This is a genomic window from Mycobacterium vicinigordonae (assembly GCF_013466425.1).
Taxonomy (GTDB): domain Bacteria; phylum Actinomycetota; class Actinomycetes; order Mycobacteriales; family Mycobacteriaceae; genus Mycobacterium; species Mycobacterium vicinigordonae.
In genome coordinates this window covers 3322702-3344498 of record NZ_CP059165.1, presented here as the reverse complement: position 1 = coordinate 3344498, position 21797 = coordinate 3322702, and the positions used below count along the sequence as shown (strand labels likewise).

The following is a 21797-nucleotide window of genomic DNA, read 5'->3' as shown; positions in this document are numbered from 1 at the left end:
AGGCATGCATACCGCGATTTGCGATGAACTCGGCATCGAGTTCCCGATCTTCGCCTTCACTCACTGCCGCGATGTCGTGGTCGCGGTCAGTAGGGCCGGTGGCTTCGGCGTGCTGGGAGCGGTCGGCTTCACACCCGAGCAGCTCGAGATCGAACTCAACTGGATCGACGAGAACATCGGCGACCATCCTTACGGCGTCGACATCGTCATCCCGAACAAATACGAGGGTATGGATTCGCACCTGTCGGCCGAGGAGCTGGCCGACACGTTGCGCAAGATGGTGCCCCAGGAACACCTGGACTTCGGCAAGAAGATCCTCGCCGACCACGGGGTCCCGGTAGAGGACAGCGACGGCGACAGCCTGCAGCTGCTCGGATGGACCGAGGCGACCGCCACCCCGCAGGTCGAGGTCGCGTTGAAGCACCCGAAGGTGAAGATGATCGCCAACGCACTCGGTACCCCGCCGGCTGAGATGATCAAGCACATCCACGACGCGGGCCTCAAGGTCGCCGCCCTGTGCGGTTCTCCCTCGCAAGCGCGCAAGCATGCCGACGCCGGCGTGGACATCATCATCGCGCAGGGCGGCGAGGCCGGGGGGCACTGCGGCGAGGTCGGCTCGATCGTGCTGTGGCCGCAGGTCGTCAAGGAAGTCGCACCGGTGCCCGTGCTCGGCGCGGGCGGCATCGGCAGCGGCCAACAGATCGCGGCGGCGCTGGCGCTGGGTTGCCAGGGCGCCTGGACCGGCTCGCAGTGGCTGATGGTCGAAGAATCCTCCAACACCCCGGTCCAGCAGGCGGCCTACGTCAAGGCGGGTAGCCGCGACACCGTGCGCAGTCGGTCATTCACCGGCAAGCCGGCGCGCATGCTGCGCAACGACTGGACCGAGGCTTGGGAACAGCCGGACAACCCGAAGCCGCTCGGAATGCCGCTGCAGTACATGGTCTCCGGCATGGCGGTGCGTGCCACCAACCGGTATCCGAACGAGTCCGTCGACGTGGCCTTCAATCCGGTCGGGCAGGTCGTCGGCCAGTTCACCAAGGTGGAGAAGACCTCGGCCGTGATCGAGCGCTGGGTTCAGGAGTACCTCGAGGCGACAACCAAGCTCGACGAACTCAACGCCGCCGCCGGCGCCTGACGGCGGCGCGGTTCGCCACGCGTCAATCGAGTTCGTCGTCCTTGTCGGTGAAAACCTCTTTCACCCGGTCGACCGCGTCGGTGGCGATGTCCACTGAGCTCTGAACGATGCCGCTGGCGCCACCGGCAACATCACCTTTGATGATCGCGGTGACGTTCTCGACGATGTCCGCGGATTTTTCGACCGCATTCACGGCAATGTCGCGAACCGCGTCGACGGCATCCTTGGGGTCGAAAGCCATGGGAATCTCCTATTCGTTGAGGATGATCTGACTGTAGAGCCGGAGAATTCGCCTGACGAGTGACGAAGGTCAGTAGTCGACCAGAGTTCGCCAGTAATCCTCCGGAATCTCGGCGCCGGACCGCAAGATTCGCGCGAGCCCTGCGGCCATCGCAATTCCAAGCAGACCGAGCCACAATCCTGCCAGCCCGATCAACCACCACAGCACCGTGGTGACCGTCGGCCACGGCGACACTACGGCCAGCGCGGGTGCGAAGAAGAAACCGCACCCGATGTACCACGCGGAGCCGGCGCGATCCGAAGCCAGGACGAAGCGCAGCCACCGCGGGACTGGGGTCCTCTCGGGTGCGGTGCTCATCGTCGCCAGGCGGGAACGGTCAGGGCTCGGGCGGGAAGAATCCTGCCCCGGTGAACCAGCCCTCCTGCCAGCCCTGAGCGCCGAGGCACAGCATGGGCAGGCCGGCCGGCGACTGCGCCGCGACCTTCGGCCCCGGGCACGGCGCGCCGATCTGCTGGACACCGCGCAACGGGTAGGAGATCACCCAGTACCCCGTCTCGGCCGCAGGGAACTGGTTCGGCGGCGGGAAGTGGCAAGCTTCGGCTTGACCGCTGGGGCCGCGCCCGAAGATGAAGCGCTCGTAGTTGTCGCACGGTGCGCCCAACGACGCGTCGTAGTTCATTCCCGGCACGTCGCCTTCCCAGCGTCCGTTGTCGGCACCGGCCAGCGGTGCCAGTCCGACCGCCGCACCCGTGACCGCGGTGGCGGTGAGCAGTTCGCGAATCATCAAGTTCCCTTCTCGGCACCGGTCTTCATGAAAGAGCATAACGATTGCCGCGGACGCCACAAGGTCGCATCTTGCCGCGCGGTTCACTTTGCCAATCTGCGCCAGCGAGAAAGCGGGACATCTCGTTGCGGCGATCAGAGACCCCGTTAAGTGCAGATGCAAGCGGGTACGTCGAACAGTTCGAGGTCGTCGACGGCCGGCCGGTGCCTCCCCAGGGGAGAGGATTGGAGTTTGCTGCGCGAGAGTGTGACGGGTTGGGTGTCGTTGCACGGCGCCGCCGTGGCCGCTGCCGCCGCCAGTGGCGCTGAACTGCACGTCTTAAATTTGGCTTTAATTTGGCGTGGCCCCGTTTTTGCTCCGGTGCTTCCCAATGGCGGTGTAGCAATGGAGTATTGGCACCAGACAACCCCTGGGACTACAAAGGAGTGGGCCTTGTCAACGACGCAGCCAGCAGCCGCAGTGCAAGTCACGCCGAACCTGCCGCCCGGATTCGATTTCACCGACCCCGATATCCACGCCCAGCGCTTGCCCGTCGAAGAACTCGCCGAGCTGCGTCGCACCGCCCCGATCTGGTGGAACGAACAGCCCTATGGAGTCGGTGGCTTCGATGACGGCGGCTTCTGGGTCGTCACCAAACACAAGGACGTCAAAGAGATTTCCCGGCGCAGCGACGTATTCTCCAGCCTCGAGAAAACGGCGCTGCCCCGGTACAAAGACGGCACCGTTCAAGAGCAGGTCGATCGGGGAAAGTTCGTTCTGCTCAATCAGGACGCCCCGCACCACACTCGGCTGCGAAAGATCATCTCGCGCGGCTTCACGCCCCGGGCCGTCGAGCGGTTGCGCGACGACCTCAACGAGCGGGCCCGCCGCATCGTCGAACAGGCCGCAGCGCAAGGCGCCGGCGACTTCGTTGAGCAGGTGTCCTGTGAGCTTCCGCTGCAGGCCATCGCCGGGTTGCTCGGGGTCCCCCAAGAAGATCGGATGAAGCTCTTCCACTGGTCCAATCAAATGGTCGGCGACCAGGACCCGGAGTTCGAAAGCAACGACGCCATCACGGCGTCAATGGAGCTGATCATGTACGCCATGCAGATGGCCGCCGATCGGGCTCAGAACCCCGGCGAAGACATCGTCACCAAACTGGTCCAGGCCGACGTCGACGGCCACAAGCTGTCCGACGACGAGTTCGGCTTCTTTGTCATCCTGCTCGCAGTCGCCGGCAACGAGACCACCCGCAACTCGATCACCCAGGGCATGATGGCCTTCACCGATTTTCCTGACCAGTGGGAGCTGTACAAGCGGGAGCGTCCGGCGACGACGGCCGACGAAATAGTCCGTTGGGCTACGCCGGTGACCTCGTTCCAGCGCACCGCGCTACAGGACTACGAACTCTCCGGGGTGCAGATCAAGAAGGGTCAGCGGGTGGTGATGGTCTACCGATCGGCGAACTTCGACGAAGAGGTGTTCGACGACCCGTTCAGCTTCAACATTCTGCGGGACCCCAACCCGCACGTCGGATTCGGCGGCACTGGTGCGCACTACTGCATCGGGGCCAATCTGGCGCGAATGACGATCGACCTCATGTTCAACGCGATTGCCGACGCTATGCCCAACCTGGAATCGGTAGGGACACCCGAGCGGTTGCGCTCGGGATGGCTCAACGGAATCAAGCACTGGCAGGTCGACTACCATACCGAGAGTGGGGCGAAATGCCCTGTGGCGCACTAATATCCGCATCCAATTGGTTTAACCCGGCTCAGCCGCGGAGCGGGATCAGGGCGTAGCGCGCTCTCGCGCCGTCCTGACGATGTGACAGCGGCCCGAGTACAGTTCGGCCGTGGCTGCTAACAACAATGGGTCCTGGCTGTTCGATGCCGCCGACGGCGAGTTGCTCCTGCGCACCGGAGTCACGGGGCGCGCAGCGCGGATGGGTCACCGCCTCACCATCGCAATGACGAAGTGGCGGGCGGAGGTGGACTGGGTTGATGACCAACCCGATGCGGCTGAGTTGCTGGTCGAGGTCGACTCGTTCGAGGTGCTTCGCGGCGAGGGTGGCGTCAAGAGCCTGTCCGGTCCAGAAAAAGCCATTGTGCGTACCAATGCATTGAAATCGTTGGCCGCCAATCGATTTCCTCGGATCCATTTCGCCTCCGACGCCATCGAGTCGACCGACCTGGGCTATCGCCTGACCGGAACACTGCAGATAGCCGGAAAATCCCGTGCCCACCAAGTCGACCTGCGCACCGAGGATCTCGGCGACTCGTGGCGACTGTACGCCGAATCCGTAGTGCGCCAAACAGATTACGGCGTCAAACCGTATTCGATGTTCATGGGCTCCCTACAGGTCACCGACGAGGTCACGGTGTCGTTCCACGCTGTCCGGCAAAAAGGCCGGTGATCACGCGCTGACGGCCGTTATTCGGGCGGACGGCTGGGTTCTGCGATCGCATCGGGAAGCTGCTCGATCGCTCCGCTGAGCTGATACGGACCGGCGGCGGGTTCCGGGACAGGCGCAGCGCGGTTCGGCTGTCCGCCTGGCACGGATTCGTCGACCTGTGCACCGCCGGTGAGATGCACCGGCGCCGGAGGGCGGGACGTCGGCGCGGCGGGTGACGCCACGGCTTCGGCGACCGGCGGCTTGGGCTCGTGCCCGACGTGCTGTCCGGCGCCGGACCCGTTGCCCGGCGACAGCGCAAGACCCACGGCCGCGGAGACCGACGCAACGAAAGCCACTGCGGCCGCAGTCAGCGTGGTGGCCGCACCGGCATACTGGCGGCGCGAGCGCGCGGGCGCGGCAGCGACTGGCTCCTCATCCCCGTCCACCAGGGCCACCAATTCGGCGTCGGTGAATTCGGTGCTCTGCGCCGCTGTCAGCGCGGCGCCCCGCGCCACTGTCACCTGCGCCATGGTCTGTGCGAAAACAGGAACCGGCAGCACCTTCTCCAGCTGCCAGGAGAAGTCGCTGACGTCTTCCTCGGCGCCGACCACGACCACGCCCGCCGGCCGCCAGGTGTTGCGGTCGAACATGCCAGACAGCCAGGACGACAAGCCGTCGAAGCCGCCGCGGACATGCTTGACGGCGGTCTGCGTCTCTCCATCGTGGGTGTCGACCATTACAACGGTCGCCCACTCGTGCTCGAGAATGCAGACCGCGGTCTGCTGGTATCCGATTACCGGTGCGATGGCTTTGGCCAACGTCTCGACTGCGTCCAGCAGGCGGACCGGCACTACGTTGTCGAAACCGGCATCGGCTAGCGCCTCCTGCAGTAATGCGGCCTGGGCCGCCGCCTCGTCGGTCCACGTCACGCCGACCACGTGCAACCGGTGGTCACTAGCGGTCGCGATGTCCCGGGCACGCAGCACTTCGGCCGCCACCTGCTCGGCGGTGCTGATTGCCCGCACGCCGTGGCCTTCGTGCCGGCCGTCTTGTACTTGCAGCTCGCGGTGGCCAAGAATTGCGCCGTCGGCGTCATGCCCTTCAGCAAGGACCCACCCGAAGGTGGTCGGAGTCACTGACAGCCCAAGTACCGTATCCAAAGTTTCGCACCTCAATCGTTCTCGGGCGTGGCGCACTCTTCGCGATATGACCGGCACCAAGGGGCGGGTGCGGCGCGGCAAAGTATGAGACGGCCCGAGATAGCGTGTCCGCAGTCTGCTTGCTCGCAGCGAGCCTACGCGGTCCGCGCGAGTTCGGTTTCCTCGGTCTGGAAAGCGCCTGGAAAGGCTTCAACATCGCCTGTTACCGCCAAGAATCCGGTATGCGCGGCTCAGTTATTCCGCAGCAGGTTGCTGAACTCTCCCGGATGTAATGGTCCAGCGGGAGTGGTGATGCCGCGCCAATTGCTTCTGACGCTCCCGACTCGCTCCGATTCCAAGTCCATAACGCGTGGATAACGTGGCGGCGTGTGTCTCGCCCGGGCGTGTCGGGACGGGGCTATAACGAATGCGGTCAACCAACGTGGAGCCGCCACTAACACAGTTGCTGTATCCGCGACGGTAACCGATATGGAACTGAAATGTGTTTGCGTCCGAATCGACATACGGCCTATTCACGCGGTAAGTTCTGCCGGGAGCAAAAGACATAAGGACAAGGGGCACTGGTTATGACAGAGGTGAGCGGGAAGATACGGGCCTGGGGTCGCCGACTCCTGGTCGGTGCGGCTGCGGCCGCGACCCTGCCGGGCCTGATCGGCCTCGCCGGTGGTGCACCGAGCGCGGGAGCATTCTCGCGGCCGGGTCTGCCAGTCGAGTACCTGCAGGTGCCGTCGGCGGGGATGGGACGCAACATCAAGGTGCAGTTCCAGAGCGGCGGCGACAATTCACCTGCGGTGTATCTACTCGACGGCCTGCGCGCCCAGGACGACTACAACGGCTGGGACATCAACACCCCGGCGTTCGAGTGGTACTACCAGTCCGGTCTGTCCGTCGTCATGCCGGTGGGCGGCCAGTCCAGCTTCTACAGCGACTGGTACAACCCGGCCTGCGGCAAGGCGGGCTGCTCCACCTACAAGTGGGAGACGTTCCTGACCAGCGAGCTGCCCTCTTACTTGCAGAGCCAGAAGTCGGTTAAGCCGACCGGCAGCGCCGCAGTCGGCATTTCGATGGCCGGCTCTTCGGCAATGATTCTCGCCGCCTACCACCCCGCGCAGTTCGTCTACGCCGGCTCGCTGTCGGCGTTGCTGGACCCGTCTTCGGGCATGGGACCGTCGCTGATCGGCCTGGCAATGGGTGACGCCGGCGGCTACAAGGCCTCCGACATGTGGGGTCCGTCCAGTGACCCGGCGTGGCAGCGCAACGACCCGACCCAGCAGATCCCGCTGTTGGTCGGCAACAACACCCGGCTGTGGGTGTACTGCGGTAACGGCAAGCCGAACGAGCTGGGTGGCGCCAACATGCCGGCCGAGTTCCTGGAGAACTTCGTCCGCAGCAGCAACATCAAGTTCCAGGACGCCTACACCGGCGCCGGCGGGCACAACGCGGTGTTCAACTTCCAGAACGACGGGACGCACAGCTGGGAGTACTGGGGCCAGCAGCTGCAAGCCATGAAGGGTGACCTGCAGGGCGCCTTGGGCGCACACTGACCGACCTCGCAACAAGCCGCTACTGCGCTTGACGGGCTTCCTGTCAAGCGCAGTAGCGCTGTTTGGGGGCAGCCATCGCTGGTTTCAGCCGGTAGAGCCGAACTGGTCGGTGATGTCAATCCAGGCCGTCGCGTCAGCGCGATGGTCGCTCATGTTGCGGCACTCCCCGTAGAGGCGCAGCACGCCCAGCCGGGTGTCGTCGTCGTGGCGGTAGATAACCGCGGTGACGGCGTTCTTGGTGAGGGTCCGGCCGAAGGCATGGTTGGCCGGCGGCAGGCCCTCGGCCCATCCGTCGGCGGCTAGCTGAGCCGCGACAACCGGCAGGTAGGTATCGGCTCGGGTCTCGGCGGGCACCGCGAACGTTAGATAGACGGCCCCCTGGTACGGAGCGCTGTGGCTGTCCCGGCACGACATGAGTAGATAACCGGCGGTCGTCGGATGCAGGCTGGCGACAGCGACGATGTTCCTGGCGGCGCCGACGGCTTGATCACGGCTCTGTTGGTCGGTCGCGGGGTTGTCGGACGGCCGGATTGCGTCGGCCGGTGTGGAGTGGAGTTGGTCGAACGCCAGGAATGCTCCGCCCAGCAACAGCGAGACCACCAGCGAGGCCGCGATCAGCAGCCGGGCCTGGCGCGAGCGCAGCCAATCTGTCCGCATGACACCATCTTTCTCTCAGTGACCATGCACGCCGACTGGCGCCCCGGCGTCCGGACGCTGGGTCTTCGGCGAGCGTCGGCGAGATGCCAGAATTGCTGCGTGGACTGGCGGTAGCTGCCGCGGACACCGCGCGGAACATCTGGCTGGACGGGAGCTGAGCCGTTGAAATTCCGGTTGGCGACCCTAGCCCTGTTGTTGGCAACGGTGGCGGCGCCACCGGCGCGGGCTGAGCCAGGTGGGCCGTTGCTGCCGCTGGTCGACGCGGCTGCACAGCGGCTACAGATTGCCGAACCGGTGGCCGCGTTCAAATGGAACACCCACGGCGCGGTCGAGGATCCGGCGCGTGTCGAGCACGAACTCGCCACCCTGCGCCAGGAGGCCGCGTCCGAGCAGATCGACCCGGACTACGTCGCCGCGGCCTTCGCCGACCAGATCAGCGCGACGGAGGCCATCGAGTACACCCGGTTCGCCGCCTGGAAATTCATGCCCGCGAGCGCGCCGCCGCCACCGGCAGACTTGGCCACCTCAAGGGCGGCGATCGACGACCTGAACACTAAGATTTTGTCTCACATATCTCTCAACTGGAGTTTGCTGCACTCCCCCGCATGTGCCACCGAACTCGCCCTCGCCAGCATGCTGGTGATGCAGCAACGCCACTTCGACGACCTCTATCGACGTGCTCTGACGGCCGCCACCCGGTCCTACTGCCAGCCCGCACAGCCAGCCTGACCGAGCCGCACAACCGCCGTTTGCGCCAATCTCAAAGTGGTGGATAACTGATCTCATAATTTTTTCCGGCGGGTAACGGATTGAACACGCCCGGCGAAATGCCGGTCATGACGCACATCGTGAAGCCCCCCCTCAAGGCGGTCGTGGCCGCGGGTTTCTGCGCCGCATGGATGTCACTGGGAACCGCAGTGGCCAGCGCCGACTCCATGAACTGGGAAGCCGTCGCGCAATGTGAATCCGGTGGCAACTGGGCAGCTAACACCGGCAACGGCGCCTATGGCGGACTGCAATTCAAGCAAGCGACTTGGGAGGAATATGGTGGCGTCGGAAATCCGGCGCAAGCCTCTAAGCAGCAACAAATAGCCGTCGCCAACCGGGTGCTGGCCGGCCAGGGCCCGGGCGCCTGGCCCAAGTGTTCCCGAGCGGGCGGGATGACCCCGGCGAACGGGGGAGTCCCCAACCCGGCCCTGCAACTGCAGCAGACGCTGACTTCGATCATCGGGATTTTCACACCCAGATAATTATTATCGAGGGCTAGCCTCGTTTCGTTACACGTAACGTGATTGGATCCCCGTATGGAGGGTTCAGTAACGGTGCATATGGCCGCACCGGCGGACAAGATCTGGGAATTAATCGCCGATATCAGAAATACCGGACGCTTCTCCCCGGAGACCTTCGAAGCCGAATGGCTTGATGGAGCGGCCGGCCCGGAACTCGGCGCGAGATTCCGTGGCCACGTTCGGCGCAACGAGATCGGCCCGGTCTACTGGACCACCTGCAAGGTGACGGCGTGCGAGCCGGGCCGGGAATTCGGATTTGCTGTGTTGATCGGCGACCGGGCGGTCAACAACTGGCACTACCGACTGCTGCCAACCGGCCCGGATGGCAGCGGCACGGACGTGACCGAGTCCTTTCGGCTCGCGGCGTCGCCGTTGAACAACGTCTACATGGTGTTCGGAGGCTTTTTGCGTAAGCGCCGGAACATCCGTGACATGACGAAGACGCTGCAGCGCATCAAAGGCGTTGTCGAAACCGGTTAAGGGACAGCGGAGATCAGATTGATGAAGTCGATATTCATTACGGGCGCAGGCAGCGGGATGGGCCGTGAAGGCGTCAAGCTGTTCCACGCAAAAGGCTGGCGCGTCGGCGCCGTGGATCGCAACGACGAGGGGCTGGCCGCGTTGAGCCTCGAGCTGGGTCCGGGACTGTGGACTCGGGTCGTCGACGTCACGGACAAGCCCGCGCTCGACGCGGCGTTAGCCGACTTCTGTTCCGGAAACGCCGGCGGCGGACTCGACATGATGTGGAACAACGCCGGCATCGGTGAGGGCGGCTGGTTCGAGGACGTTCCCTACGAAGCCGCGATGCGCGTCGTCGACGTGAACTTCAAGGCAGTGCTGACGGGAGCCTACGGGGCACTCCCCTATCTGAAGAAGGTTCCGGGCAGCCTGATGTTCTCGACGTCGTCGTCCTCGGGCACTTACGGCATGCCGCGTATAGCCGTCTACTCGGCGACCAAGCACGCAGTAAAGGGCCTGACCGAGGCGCTGAGCGCGGAATGGCAGCGCCACGACGTTCGGGTCGCCGACGTGCTGCCCGGGTTGATCGACACCGCGATCCTGACCTCGACGCCCCAGCACTCCGGCGACGGCGGCTCCGATAACGCAGCACCACCGATGTCGCGCGACGAGCTTCGTGCCAACGCGCCAAAGAAGGGGATGTTCCGGCTGATGCCCGCATCCAGCGTCGCCGAGGTGGCCTGGCGGGCCTATCACCACCCGCGACGGCTGCATTGGTACGTGCCCGGCAGCATCGTCTGGATTGACCGGCTCAAGGCTGTCAGCCCCGAACTGGTTCGAGGTCTGATCCGGAAAGCACTGCCGGGGCCCGACGCGAAGCGGCAATAATGTTCCCTGCAATGAGTCCTGCTGCGGGCGGCGCTCAGGTCTGACACGGAGGTGGCTGGTGCAGAAGCGGTTGGTCGCGACGGCGGGACTCATCTTGACTTTTGCCGGCGCTGTTTCCGGGTGTGCCGATACCCAGACGGTGCCCCGAAAGGGCGCACACGTGACCATCGACGGAAGCACGCACACTGCGCGCCCGCCCGCATGCAGCCAGATCCAGGGTTACCGCACGATCGACATCCGAGACCACGACGGCCAGATCCAGGCGGTGGTACTGATGAGCGGCGACCGAGTCATGCCCCAGTTCGTGAAAATCCGCGACGTCGACGGTTTCACCGGCAGCTACTACGAGGGCGGGGTCGGCGATGCACACGTCGACCTCGCCAACGGTGCCTACACCATCGCCGGCAGTGCGTCCGGGATCAATAGCGCCAACCCCAACAAGGTGGTGACTACCGACTTCAAGATCAGTGCCGAGTGCTGATAAGGCGCCTACGCTAGGCGACGACACACTCGGATCGATCTCGGGAGTGAAGGTGAAGGCCAGACTGCACTGGTTCGCAATGCACGGCGTTGTCCGTGGGTTCGCCAAGTACGCTGCCCGACGCGGCGACTTCCAGGCACGGTTGATCGCCGATCCGGCGGTGTACGAGGACCCGGTGCCGTTCTACGACGAAATCCGCAGCCGCGGCCCGTTGGTGCGTAGCCGCGCGAGTTACATGACGGTCGACCATCGCCTCTGCCACGAGCTGCTGCGGTCGGACGACTTCCAGGTGATCTCGTTCGGCGACAGTTTGCCGGCGCCGTTGCGCTGGCTCGAAAAGCGCGCCCGCGACGACATGTTGCATCCGTTGCGACCGCCGTCCTTGTTGGCTGTCGAGCCGCCCGATCACACGCGCTACCGCAAGACCGTCTCGGCGGTGTTCACCTCCCGGGCGGTGGCCGCGTTGCGCGATCGGGTCGAGCACACCGCGACCGGTCTGCTGGACCAACTCAGCGAGGGATTCGACGCGGTCGATGTGGTGGGGCGGTATTGCTCGCAGCTGCCCATCACCGTCATCAGCGACATCCTTGGCGTGCCCGAGTACGACCGCCGGCGCGTGCTGGAGTTCGGTGAGTTGGCCGCCCCCAGTTTGGATGTTGGGTTGCCCTGGCGGCAGTACCAGCAGGTGCAGCGCGGCATCGCGGGCTTCAACGCGTGGCTTGTGCAACACCTCGGCCAACTGCGGCGCGCCCCTGGCGACGACCTGATGAGTCAGTTGATCCGCACCGCCGAAAGCGGCAGCCCGGACACCTATCTTGACGAAACTGAACTCCAGGCGGTGGCCGGGCTGGTCTTGGTAGCCGGTTTCGAGACCACGGTGAATCTGCTCAGCAACGGAATCCGGATGCTGCTGGACCACCCGCCGCAGCTGGCGAAGCTGCGGGCTCGTCCGGAGTTGTGGCCAAACGCGGTCGAGGAGATCCTGCGGCTGGACTCACCGGTTCAGCTCACCGCGCGGATCGCCCGCCGGGACATCGAGTTGGCAGGCCGGCAGATCGAGCGCGGTGACGTGGTTCTGGTCTACCTGGCTGCCGCCAACCACGACCCGTCGGTGTTCGCCGATCCGCACCGTTTCGACATCGAACGCCGCAATGCGGGAAAGCATCTCGCCTTCTCCAACGGGCGCCACTTCTGTTTGGGAGCGGCACTTGCTCGTGCCGAAGGCGAGGTCGGGCTACGGACCTTCTTCGACCGCTTCCCCGAGGCAACCGCCGCCGGGTCGGGGACCCGCCGCAGCACGCGGGTGCTGCGCGGCTGGTCGACGCTACCGGTGACTCTTCGACCGGCGTACTCGCTGATTTCTTCGTAGATTTATGCGGCAGCTAGCTCCAAGGGTGGTGTGCTGCAACTGTTCGCTCGGACCCGCCAGCAACGTCAGTCGACAAAGTGCCTCGCGCCTGGTCAGCGGGCCGTCGACGTGATCGGTGGCGATCTCCTCGGCGAGGAAGTGTCGCAAACCGGGCAGTCTGGCGAGTATGCGCCGCCGAGCTGTGGTTGACACTCGACCGCCGGCCCGGTTAATTGGCCCCATGACAGAGGTTTCCGCGCCGACAGTGTCCAGCTCCGAAGCAGATGTCGTCACCGGGATGTGGCGGGCACTCTCCCGGCGGGACTGGGATGCGATCAAGACGTTCCTGTCCGAGGACTGCCTTTATGTCGACATGCCCATACCAGCTGCATCGGCGCGCGGCCCGCAGGACATCGTGACGCGGCTCAAACTCGGTCTGGAAGACCTCGCGGGTTATGAGAACCACGACGGGGTGCTGGTGTCCAACGGCGCTGATGTCATCTACGAGCACTCGGAGACCTGGACTTTCAAGAGTGGTGAGCAAGGTGTGCTGCGCTTTGTCACAGTGCACAAGGTGGTCGACGGCAAGATCACCGTCTGGAAGGACTATTGGGACATGAATAGTCTGGTCGGTTTCGCGCCACCACAGCACTTCGAAAGGCTGGCCGGCGGCGACAACTCGTGGATTTTCGACGCATCCGAGTTGGTCTGACCCGGCTACGCCACTGACACGATTCGTGCGACTACCTTGCCGCCGCGGCTGACCTCGATGCTCTGCCCCGCGGCCACCTGGTCCAAGTAGCGTCCGGGCCGACTTCTCAGCTCGTGCAGCGCAACCCGCCCTCCGGCATCCGCCGGGACGGGTTGCTGCGGTGCATCGCCGGCTGGCTTGATCTGCGCCAGGATCTTGCCGCCGCGAACGACGTAGAGGGTCTCCCCGCCTGCGACACGATCGAAGCACTGCCCGGCGCGGGTCCGCAATTCGGCCAGCCGGACCCACCCACCTCGGTTCGCTGCTGCGGTGCTTTGCGTCGGGATCGGAGCTACTCTCCGCTCTCCGACCGGCACGATGCTGGCCACCAGCCTGCCGCGGCGGATGACGTCAAATGCTTCACCGGCCCGGACTCGGTCGAGATAGGTGCACGCATCACTCCGAAGTTGGCCCAGGCCAATCACTTCCGGCATTTCGCTCCGTTCCTGCGGTGACGTCCGCCACACCATCCGCAGCAGGACCATTATATGACTGTACGTGCGGTCAGTGTCAAAGTGTGGCAGAGGTTTCGCGGGGCGTGTTTTGTGGCGCGCGGACCAAGACCCGCATGTCGGGAAGCTGCACAGGTGCATGCCGCCGCGCAGTCATCACGCCGTCAGTGCGGTACCGCGTGGTTCATGGTCGCGGTGCCAACATGAATTTCCAACCGTCGTCGCCAATTCCGATCGAGTCGCCGACGGAGTATCGGACCCCATCCGGGCCGATCAGCTCACCGCTCTGCGGGAGGTACACCGACGCCGGAAGCCCACCGGGCGTGTAGGCACACGGGTTGGGTTGCTGCCCATTGCAGGCCACGCTGCCCGTCCCGGGTCGAGTCAACGGGTCACTGACCGGCGGAGGCGTGCCAGGTACGCGGTCGGCCGGCGCCGGGTTGAGCCCGTTGTTGACCGACGGCGCCGGCACCACCTGACCAGGCTTCACTGGTTGGTCGCACCGCGCCGCCGGTGCCGGGCAGGTCAGGATCTGGTTCGGGTCGCCGTACCAGGGATTGGTTCCTGCCGGGACATACGGATTAGGGTCGCGGCACTCCCGCGGCGTGGCGGCGCGCTTGCCGGGGACGTCGACACACGGCAGGTTGCGCGCGCCCCGCACTGCGTTGGCCGGAGTGTCTTGCGGGATCTTGCAATAGATTCCGGACGGCATCGGCGCCAGGCTGGTGTCCGCCGGAGACCGCCACTGGGACGCCGGCAGAAAGCCGGTCAGACAGGGTGGGGGTTGGTTGATTGTCAGCGAGGTGCCCAGCGCGGCGTAGCCAGGGAAAGCCGACGTGACCGTCTGCCCTTCGGCGGCGCCCTGCGGATAAGACACCAGCAGTTGCTCGACGCCTTTGTGGTAGCGCTTGAGCATGTCCAGCACGATCTCAAGGTTGGCCAGCGTCCGCGGTAGCGACTCGCGAACGTCGTCGAACACCGCGTTGACCTGATCGGCCGTCGGCGCCGCCTGGGCCAGGATGCTCTGCACGTGTTGATCGTTTTCCGCACTCTGCGCGGCCAGGACGTCCAGGTTGTCCGCCCACCGATCGATCGCATCGCGGGACGTGACCTGGCTGTCGATGATGGGCGCGGAGTTCTCGATGATGTCATCGACGTCGGAGAGGTTGGCCTGCAAGTCGCTAGCGATGGCCTGGGTGGCGTCGACCAGGCGTTGCAGCGCGGGACCCAGCCCGCCGACGGCCTGCGCTGTCTCGTCGAGGAGCAGCGCAATCTTTTCTTTGGGTAGCGCAGCCAGCCCGCGATTGGCGGCATCCAGCGCGGGTCCGATCTCGGTGGGTACGGTGCCCTTGCTGATGGTCTGTCCGGGTGAGAAGTATTCGTGCACACCGGTTTCCGACACCAGATCCAGATACTGCTCGCCGACTGCCGATACCGAATGCACGTTCGCCGACGCGTCGATCGGGATCCGGTAGCGGTCGGAGATGCTCATGGTCACCAGCGCACCCCGTTCGGTCGGCTCGACGGAGGTCACCTTGCCGATGGTTTCACCGCGATACGTCACGTTGGACGTCCGGTACAGCCCGCCCGAGATCGGCAGGTTCGCCTTGAGCGTGTACTGGCCGATCCCGACCGCGGTGGGAATCTGGAGGTAGTACCAGCCCAGCGCCACCGCGGTGATCGCGCTCAGCATCGTGAACATGAACAACTGGCGCCAGATGAAGCGGGTCAGCATTGCATGTCCGCCCGCTCGACCAGCGGTCCGCCAGGAACATCGTTGGGATTGGGCGTGTATCGGACATCGGGAATCATCGTTTCTGGGTCGCGGCCCCACGATTGTTCGAGGGCGCGCAGCGCCCCGGAGAAGCCAGTGCCGGTCAGCACGGCGTTGTCCACGGCGCTCAAGGTCAAGTCGAGCGTCAACGACAGATTGAAGTAGTCGCCGCGGAACGACTTGAGCACGGCGTCGACGTCGAACGGCCGGACCAGCATCAACTTCAGGGCCCGAATCAAATACGGTGCGGCGCGGCCAAGTTCGCGTAGCGGACACTGCATCGACAGCAGATCCTGGTGGAAGTCGCTCTGCGCGGCGGACAGGTGCTGGTTGGCGACCCGCCCGAGTCGTCCCGTCGCGTCGACCGCATTGATCAACAGGTTCTGCTTTTCGGCGAAATGCTTGAGCAACGGTGGGAACTCGGTGAGAACGTGATCCACGACGGCCGCCCGACGACCCACGTAGCCCAGCAGTCGATTGGTGGAATCGATTGCACGGGTGATGTCTTCGCGTTGTTCGTCCAGTCGGGCGGTGAATGTGTCCAGCTTGCCGAGGAAGTCTCGAATCTGACCAGCCCGGCCGTTCAGGACGTTGTAGACCTCATTCTGCACCACCTCGACGTTGGGGACACCGCCGCCGCGCAGGATCATCGCCAGACTGGCCAGGGTCTGCTCGGTGGTGGGGTACGTCGACGAGTTCCTCAGCGGGATAGTGTCGTTCGGCCGCAACGGCTCCGGAGAGGGGTCCAGTGGCGCCGCCAACTCCAGATGCTGAGATCCCAGCAGGCTGGTCTGCCCGATCTTGGCGGTGGCGTTCCTGGGCAACTTCACATTTCCGTCCAGCTGAAGGGTCAGCGTGGCGACCCAGTTCTTCAGGTCGATCGAGCGCACCGTTCCGACGAAGACGTCGGCCACCCGCACCCGGCTGTTTGTGTTAAGGGCAAGCGTGTCGGCCAGTTGCACATAGACGGAGTAGGAGCCGGGCCCGCTGCCGGGGCCGCCGGGCATTGCCACGTTCGCGATGCCCTGCCAATTCGCGCACGACGTGAGCGCCATCGCCATCCCGATCCACGCCAGCTTCCGCACGGCCCGTGCGCCTCTCACGAGGCCGGTCCGTTCGATGTGACCGCCTCCGCGGGCAGTGCCGGTCCAACCGGGGCGGGTGTCGGCGCAACGGGTCCCGGCAGCACACCCGACGCCGGTGGCGGCGGCGGAATCGGCGCCGCCGCTTGCAGGCCGATCGGAGGCGAAGCAGGGTACTCGTCGTAGGCATTGGGCGGGCCGGGTGGCGTCTGCAGACCCGAAGCCGGTGGTGCGATATCCGCCGCGCCCATCAGTTCGGCCAGCGATTCTGGAGTGAGCAGTCCCGCGGTGACCGGACCCACCTGCACACCCTGCATGCCCGGGGCAACCACCCAGCCCGGGCTGGTGTTGCGGTGGGACAGCGGGCCATCCGGCACCCAGATGCCCGGCACCGTCGTGTCCTTATAACCGTTTGGCGGTTGCAGGCGGGGCTCGGAGTACGCAACGTGTTTCGGTAGCACCTCGGCGGTGCTGAACAGGTTCAGTCCGAACGGAAGATAGTTGAACTTGATCGCGTCGAGAATCGGCGCCAGATATTGCGCACAAAGCTCGGCGGAGTCTTGATAGCCCAACCGGCTGCCTGCCTGAATCATGCTGCACATGAACTGCATTGGGTTCGCGAAATTCGGAATCGCCGGGATGGACATGACTGCGCCGTGCGACGGGTGGTAGATCTGGCTGAGATTGGTCTCCAGGGTCGGCAGCACGTGCAGGGCGGTTTCTAGCCCATTGAGCGGCTCGGGTTGGACCAAGGTGGTGGTCAGGGTGTCGAGGTTGCCGATATCACGTGCCAGGACTTCGCGGTTCTTGGCCAGGAATGGGCGCAGCGTGGCGAGCAGGCCGTCGAATTGCTGGATCGCGTTGGCGAGGTCGTGATCAGATCCGGTCAACTTGTCGGTGAAGCGAGCCAGGCTGGTATTTAACGCGACGAACTGCTGGTCGTCCTTATGCAGGGCGTTGACGAAACGTGCCAGGCTGCGCACTACCGCGAAAAAGTCGCCGCGGCCTTCGTTGAGCGCGGTCAGCGCTTGCGACAGGCTGTTCAGCGTGGTGTTGATCTGTTCGCCTTTACCGGCTAGCCCGTTGGCGAACGACTCGATGAGTTCACCGAATGGGCCGGTGGGCTGCTGGGGCGTCGGACCGAGTTTGTCGATGATGTGCGCGACGCTCTCACGAAGCTGGTCCCACTCGGTGGGCACCTGGGTGCGCGAGAGCGGGATGACCGCGTGATCGGCCAGCACCGGGCCGCCTTTGTAAGGCGGCTCCAGCTGGATGCTTCGTGACGCCACCAGGGTGGGGTTCACCACCACGGCGGACGCGTTGGCGGGGACCTTGTACTTGTTCTTGTAGTGGAAGGTGACTTTCATCTTGTCGCCGGCCGGCTCGATGGTGTCGATCGATCCGACCCGCACGCCCATGATCTGGACCTTGTCGCCCGAGTACAGCCCGATCGCCGACGGCAGGTAGGCGACGACGGTGTTGTTCGTCAACTGCTGGTAGGTCTGCCAGCCGAAGAATCCGGCGACCAGGGCCAGCGCGGCGACCAGCGTCGCGACGGACCTGCGCAGCCACAGGTTGCGAAAACCGAAGGCGCTCAATTCTGGTCACCTCTCGTTGGGCCGACGGGTTGGGGCGCCTCGACCCGGGCTCCCGGCGGCGCGTTCGGCGGCAGCGGTACCGGCGTACCGGGGACATCGGGCGGCGGCTCGCCAGGTCGCCCGGCGATCGAGATTCCCGGCGTGGGTGGCACGCCGTTGGGGACCGCCGGTGACGTTTGAACGTCCAGCGGCGCTGGGAAATTGCCACCGAAGGGGCCGAGGTCGGTGCCCGCGCAGGGTAGCGGGTTCCAGGGCCTGGGCAGTGAGTCCGCGGCCGGGGTGTAGGAACAGGGTGTCCCGGGGGGGACGGCCGGTCCCGGATGCTCGGGGGTGCCTTCCAACACCGCAGGCGCGGGCGGCGGTGCGCCGTTGGGGAACCGGGTGCCGTTCGGGTCCGGGAAGCGGAATGCCGGCAGCCCAGCGTCGCGCCAGAACTCTTCGGGGTCGACTCCCCGCTTCTTGAACGCGGCGTCGACGAACGGCTGCAGCATCCAGTGCGGCAGCAAGTTGGACAGGACGATCTTGAAGTACGGTCCCGACGCGACAGATTCCCCCAGCGATGCAGCGAATTGGCTTACGTACGTGAGGGTTAGGGCCAGGTCGTCCTTGCGTGCCACCAGCAGGTCGCTGATCCCGTGCAACTGCTCCAGCACGGAATTCAGGTTTGGGTTGTCGTTGATGAACCCCTGCACCTGAGCCGAGAATGCGGTGATGTTGTGCAGCAGGGCGTCGATCGCCCGTCCGCGTTCGTTGAACGCCGCCAGCAGCGTCTTGGTGTTGACCAACAACCGTTCGACCTGCTGGCTGCGGTCACCTAGCACGCTGGCGACCTGGTTGGCCTGAGCGAGCAGGTGCTTGATCTGTTCGTCGCGCTGGCCGACCGTGTCGGAGAACCGGGCCACCCCGTCCAGGGCGGCGCTGAGATGCGGGTAGGTCTGATTGATGGTCTCCGACAACACGTTCAGCGATTGCTTGACAGCGTCGATGTCCCAGCCGGTGGCGGCGTTGGTGACATCGAAGGCCGCGTCGTAGAGCTGATAGGGAGTGGTGGTTTGGCCCAAGGGCAACACTCCCCCCGGCTGCAACGTCCGCTTTCCCCGGGGCTCGATCTCAAGCACCTTCTTACCCAGGATGGTGTCGGTCTTGATGGTGAGCCGGCTCTCGGTGCCGATGGTGTTGGCGCCGATCGAAAACTTGATCCGGACGAGGTCGCCGTCGATGTCGAGTCCCTGCACGGTGCCCACATTGACTCCGGTGATACGTACCTTGTCGTTCTTGCTCAGCTGGCCGGTGTCGGTGAACTGTCCATAGTAGGCGGGCGTGGCGAACATCATTGGGACGCTGGTGAAGCTCTGGCCGACGGCAACAACCAGCACCAGCACGGCGATGCCCATCAGGCCGACGCGGTAGCGGTTGAACTCTTTGAGGGTTCTCATTGCGGCGTGCACCTGCCGGTGGGCTGCTGCCAAATCTTGACGGTGCGGACCGGGCCACCCGCCTGCAATCCGTTCCACCTGATCTGCAGGTCGCAGAGATAGAAGTTGACCCAGTCTCCGTAGAGGCCGATGCTGCGACCGATCAGGTTGAGGGCAGTGGGGGTCTTGTGGATCAGATCGTTGAGCTGTTCGCGCTGATCGAGGATCGGCTGCTGCAGCGCCTGCAGGTAGCCGATCTCCTTGTGCAGCAACGCTCGATTGTCCGAGAGCAGGTCGGCGACCGTGCCAACGGCCTCGCTGAGCTGCGCTACGCCGGTGGACAGTGGGTCGGCGTGATTGCTCAAGCCGGTGATCAATCTTTCGAAATTGTCGATGACGCCGTCGAACTCCTGGCGATGCCGAACCGTGGTGTCCAGCACGATGTTCAGATTCTTGACCACCTCGCCGATCGCTTGATCACGTTCGGCGATGTGCGCGGTCAATCGTGCGGTCTGGTCGAGGACGTCGTTGATAGTGCCGCCCTGCCCCTGGAACACGGTAATAATCGCCGTCGCGATCGTATTGACCTTGTTCGGTTCGAGCGCCCGGAACAGCGGTTTGAATCCGCCGATCAAGGCGTCGAGGTCCAGTGCCGGAGAGGTCCGGGACAGCGGGATGAAACCGCCGGCCGGCAGCACCCGGTCAGCGCCGTCGCCCTCGCCGCGCTTGAGCTCCACGAACCGGTTTCCGAGCAGATCCAGATAGCGGATCTGCGCGGTGGTCGACTGATACAGCGATATTGAGCGGTTGACATCGAAATCCACCAGGACGCGGCTGCCGCCGTCGATGAGGCGGACGGCCTTGACCTTGCCGACCTCCACCCCGGACGCGCGCACGAACTGCCCGTCGCGCAGGCCGCTGCCATTGCTGAACTCCGCGGTATAGCTGTTGGTACTGTTGAAGCGCATCTGCCCGAACACCACGACAATTGACGCCGTGATGAGGAACAGCACCAGTGAGACGATGCTGAGCTTGATCGCGCTGGCGGTTATCTTCATGGGTTGATCGTGTTGTCCCCGACCTGACGGCCCCAGACGTACTCGAGTGCGTACGGGGATCCGGTGTCCAAGTGGTTGTATGGTGCGAGGCTGGCGCCGGTGTCGACCACCAGACTTGGCGCCGGCCACAGATCGTGCGTGATGGGTTGCCAACATCCCGGCGCTCCGCCCGGGCCGCCGCGAGCGTTCACCCGTGGCAGATTGTCCGGGTACACATAAGGATTGGGCGCGCCGCCCACCACGCCAGCAAGTCCAAGCAGCCCCTGGCTGAGGACCGCTCCGGTCAGTCCCGGCAGCGTCAGGATGCCGCCCAGCCCCGACGTCAGTTCGGTCATGGTCTTCAGCCCGTAACCGTTGCCACCGCCGGTCGTCTGGTAGGCCGCGGGTTCGGCATCGTGGTAATTGCGTATGGTGCAAAAGAATTCGGGACTGTAGGTGTTTAGGAGCTGCGCAGTTGGCACGAGATCCGCCAGTCCCCGCTGCAGATAGGGCCCGCCGCGGGCGAAGATGTCTTCGCCGGTGTTGCCTAACCCGGCGGCCGACAGCAACGCGGCATCGAGTTCGGCTTCTTGGCGGTGCAGCGTGCGCGCCGTGACAACCGCGTGGTTCAGCGCCTCGAGCAGATGCGGAGCGGCATCAGCGTAGGTGTCGGCCAGCATTGCGAATTGCTGAATGTCACGGCGGATCCGCGGCATTCGCGGATTGACGTCGTCGAGGATGGCGTTGGCGTTGACGATCGACTGGCCGAACTTCTCCCCCAGTCCGGTCAGTGCCTGCGCGGCCGCCGCCAACGTCAGGTTCAGTTTGACCGGATCCACCTTCTCCGCGATCGACGTGAGTGTCTCGAACAACGTGTTGAACTCGGTCGTTACCGATCGGGCGTCGATCACGTGTTCCGGTGTGATGCGCTGCGGCATAGGGTCTCTCGGCGAGGTCAGGGACACGTATTTGTTGCCAAACACGGTGGTGGCCCGGATGTTCGCGTCCACATTGGCCGGGATCAACCTGATGTAGTCCGGATTCACGTCCAACACGAACTTTGCGACCGGCACGCCGTCCCGCTGCACCTCCGAAATGCTGGCCACCCGACCGATTTCCACGCCGTTATAGGTGACCTTCGACCCCGGATCCATCACCAGGCCTGCCCGCGGAGCCAGCAGCGTCAAGGGCGTTTTCGAAGTGAGCCGGCCGCGGAACTGGAACCATACGAACCCCAGCACCGCCGCGAAGACCAACAGGAACACCACGGCAGCCGTCTTGTAAGGCGGTATTCGAGGCGGATTTTCCTTCACCGGATTGGTCATGTC

At 64.6% G+C, this 21797-nt stretch carries 23 protein-coding genes; 11 read left to right on the top strand and 12 right to left on the bottom strand.

Annotated features, from left to right (window positions below; genetic code table 11):
- The first annotated feature begins 4 nt into the window (after positions 1-4).
- Complete coding sequence (locus H0P51_RS15100; RefSeq protein WP_180913628.1) at positions 5-1135, top strand: nitronate monooxygenase; 1131 nt, start codon at positions 5-7, stop codon at positions 1133-1135.
- A 22-nt stretch (positions 1136-1157) separates the two neighbouring features.
- On the opposite strand, the gene H0P51_RS15095 is transcribed toward H0P51_RS15100, so the two are convergent.
- From H0P51_RS15095 to H0P51_RS15085, 3 genes are all read right to left on the bottom strand, one after another.
- Positions 1158-1376 (bottom strand): Rv1893 family protein, encoded by a 219-nt coding sequence (locus tag H0P51_RS15095; protein WP_180913627.1) that lies wholly within the window; start codon positions 1374-1376, stop codon positions 1158-1160.
- A gap of 69 nt (positions 1377-1445) precedes the next feature.
- Complete coding sequence (locus tag H0P51_RS15090) at positions 1446-1733, bottom strand: hypothetical protein (protein ID WP_180913626.1); 288 nt, start codon at positions 1731-1733, stop codon at positions 1446-1448.
- A 19-nt stretch (positions 1734-1752) separates the two neighbouring features.
- Complete coding sequence (locus H0P51_RS15085; RefSeq protein ID WP_180913625.1) at positions 1753-2160, bottom strand: hypothetical protein; 408 nt, start codon at positions 2158-2160, stop codon at positions 1753-1755.
- Between the two features lie 432 nt (positions 2161-2592).
- Here H0P51_RS15085 and H0P51_RS15080 point away from each other — a divergent pair, with 432 nt between their 5' ends.
- Together H0P51_RS15080 and H0P51_RS15075 are read left to right on the top strand one after the other, a co-directional pair.
- Positions 2593-3885, top strand: a complete 1293-nt coding sequence (locus tag H0P51_RS15080; protein ID WP_180913624.1) for a cytochrome P450 — start codon at positions 2593-2595, stop codon at positions 3883-3885.
- A 109-nt stretch (positions 3886-3994) separates the two neighbouring features.
- Entirely contained in the window at positions 3995-4555 is a 561-nt protein-coding gene (locus H0P51_RS15075; protein WP_246397975.1) for a YceI family protein, read from the top strand.
- A 17-nt stretch (positions 4556-4572) separates the two neighbouring features.
- On the opposite strand, the gene H0P51_RS15070 is transcribed toward H0P51_RS15075, so the two are convergent.
- The gene (locus H0P51_RS15070; protein WP_246397974.1) at positions 4573-5694 is read right to left on the bottom strand and encodes a DUF7159 family protein; all 1122 of its coding nucleotides are present in this window, start codon (positions 5692-5694) and stop codon (positions 4573-4575) included.
- 566 nt (positions 5695-6260) lie between these two features.
- Between H0P51_RS15070 and ag85B the strand changes: the two genes are divergently transcribed.
- Positions 6261-7238, top strand: a complete 978-nt coding sequence (ag85B, locus tag H0P51_RS15065) for a diacylglycerol acyltransferase/mycolyltransferase Ag85B (RefSeq protein WP_180913623.1) — start codon at positions 6261-6263, stop codon at positions 7236-7238.
- 84 nt (positions 7239-7322) lie between these two features.
- On the opposite strand, the gene H0P51_RS15060 is transcribed toward ag85B, so the two are convergent.
- Positions 7323-7895 carry a hypothetical protein gene (locus H0P51_RS15060; RefSeq protein ID WP_180913622.1) on the bottom strand — a complete coding sequence of 191 codons (573 nt, stop codon included), beginning with the start codon at positions 7893-7895 and terminating at the stop codon, positions 7323-7325.
- 174 nt (positions 7896-8069) lie between these two features.
- Between H0P51_RS15060 and H0P51_RS15055 the strand changes: the two genes are divergently transcribed.
- From H0P51_RS15055 to H0P51_RS15025, 7 genes are all read left to right on the top strand, one after another.
- On the top strand, positions 8070-8624 hold the full coding sequence (locus H0P51_RS15055; RefSeq protein ID WP_246397971.1) for a chorismate mutase: 555 nt from the start codon (positions 8070-8072) through the stop codon (positions 8622-8624).
- A 107-nt stretch (positions 8625-8731) separates the two neighbouring features.
- Positions 8732-9145, top strand: coding sequence for a transglycosylase family protein (locus tag H0P51_RS15050; protein ID WP_180913620.1), 414 nt, complete (start codon positions 8732-8734; stop codon positions 9143-9145).
- A 54-nt stretch (positions 9146-9199) separates the two neighbouring features.
- Entirely contained in the window at positions 9200-9664 is a 465-nt protein-coding gene (locus H0P51_RS15045) for an SRPBCC family protein (protein ID WP_180913619.1), read from the top strand.
- A gap of 21 nt (positions 9665-9685) precedes the next feature.
- Entirely contained in the window at positions 9686-10531 is an 846-nt protein-coding gene (locus H0P51_RS15040; protein ID WP_180913618.1) for an SDR family oxidoreductase, read from the top strand.
- Between the two features lie 58 nt (positions 10532-10589).
- On the top strand, positions 10590-11012 hold the full coding sequence (locus H0P51_RS15035; protein WP_180913617.1) for a lipoprotein LpqH: 423 nt from the start codon (positions 10590-10592) through the stop codon (positions 11010-11012).
- Positions 11013-11064: 52 nt separating this feature from the next.
- Positions 11065-12381 carry a cytochrome P450 gene (locus H0P51_RS15030; protein ID WP_180913616.1) on the top strand — a complete coding sequence of 439 codons (1317 nt, stop codon included), beginning with the start codon at positions 11065-11067 and terminating at the stop codon, positions 12379-12381.
- Positions 12382-12601: 220 nt separating this feature from the next.
- The gene (locus tag H0P51_RS15025) at positions 12602-13072 is read left to right on the top strand and encodes a limonene-1,2-epoxide hydrolase family protein (RefSeq protein WP_180913615.1); all 471 of its coding nucleotides are present in this window, start codon (positions 12602-12604) and stop codon (positions 13070-13072) included.
- A gap of 5 nt (positions 13073-13077) precedes the next feature.
- Here H0P51_RS15025 and H0P51_RS15020 read toward each other — a convergent pair whose 3' ends face one another.
- From H0P51_RS15020 to H0P51_RS14990, 7 genes are all read right to left on the bottom strand, one after another.
- Positions 13078-13596: a type II toxin-antitoxin system prevent-host-death family antitoxin gene (locus tag H0P51_RS15020; RefSeq protein WP_180913614.1), complete on the bottom strand. Its 519-nt coding sequence runs from the start codon at positions 13594-13596 to the stop codon at positions 13078-13080.
- A gap of 151 nt (positions 13597-13747) precedes the next feature.
- Positions 13748-15298: an MlaD family protein gene (locus H0P51_RS15015; protein ID WP_180913613.1), complete on the bottom strand. Its 1551-nt coding sequence runs from the start codon at positions 15296-15298 to the stop codon at positions 13748-13750.
- On the bottom strand, positions 15292-16398 hold the full coding sequence (locus H0P51_RS15010) for an MCE family protein (RefSeq protein WP_180918987.1): 1107 nt from the start codon (positions 16396-16398) through the stop codon (positions 15292-15294). Before H0P51_RS15010 ends, H0P51_RS15015 begins: the two co-directional genes overlap by 7 nt.
- A gap of 38 nt (positions 16399-16436) precedes the next feature.
- Positions 16437-18017 (bottom strand): virulence factor Mce family protein, encoded by a 1581-nt coding sequence (locus tag H0P51_RS15005; protein WP_180913612.1) that lies wholly within the window; start codon positions 18015-18017, stop codon positions 16437-16439.
- Positions 18014-19453 carry an MCE family protein gene (locus tag H0P51_RS15000; protein WP_180913611.1) on the bottom strand — a complete coding sequence of 480 codons (1440 nt, stop codon included), beginning with the start codon at positions 19451-19453 and terminating at the stop codon, positions 18014-18016. Before H0P51_RS15000 ends, H0P51_RS15005 begins: the two co-directional genes overlap by 4 nt.
- Positions 19450-20490 carry a virulence factor Mce family protein gene (locus tag H0P51_RS14995; protein ID WP_180913610.1) on the bottom strand — a complete coding sequence of 347 codons (1041 nt, stop codon included), beginning with the start codon at positions 20488-20490 and terminating at the stop codon, positions 19450-19452. The genes H0P51_RS15000 and H0P51_RS14995 overlap by 4 nt, the downstream gene beginning before the upstream one ends.
- The gene (locus H0P51_RS14990) at positions 20487-21794 is read right to left on the bottom strand and encodes an MCE family protein (protein ID WP_180913609.1); all 1308 of its coding nucleotides are present in this window, start codon (positions 21792-21794) and stop codon (positions 20487-20489) included. Before H0P51_RS14990 ends, H0P51_RS14995 begins: the two co-directional genes overlap by 4 nt.
- Positions 21795-21797 lie beyond the last annotated feature (3 nt).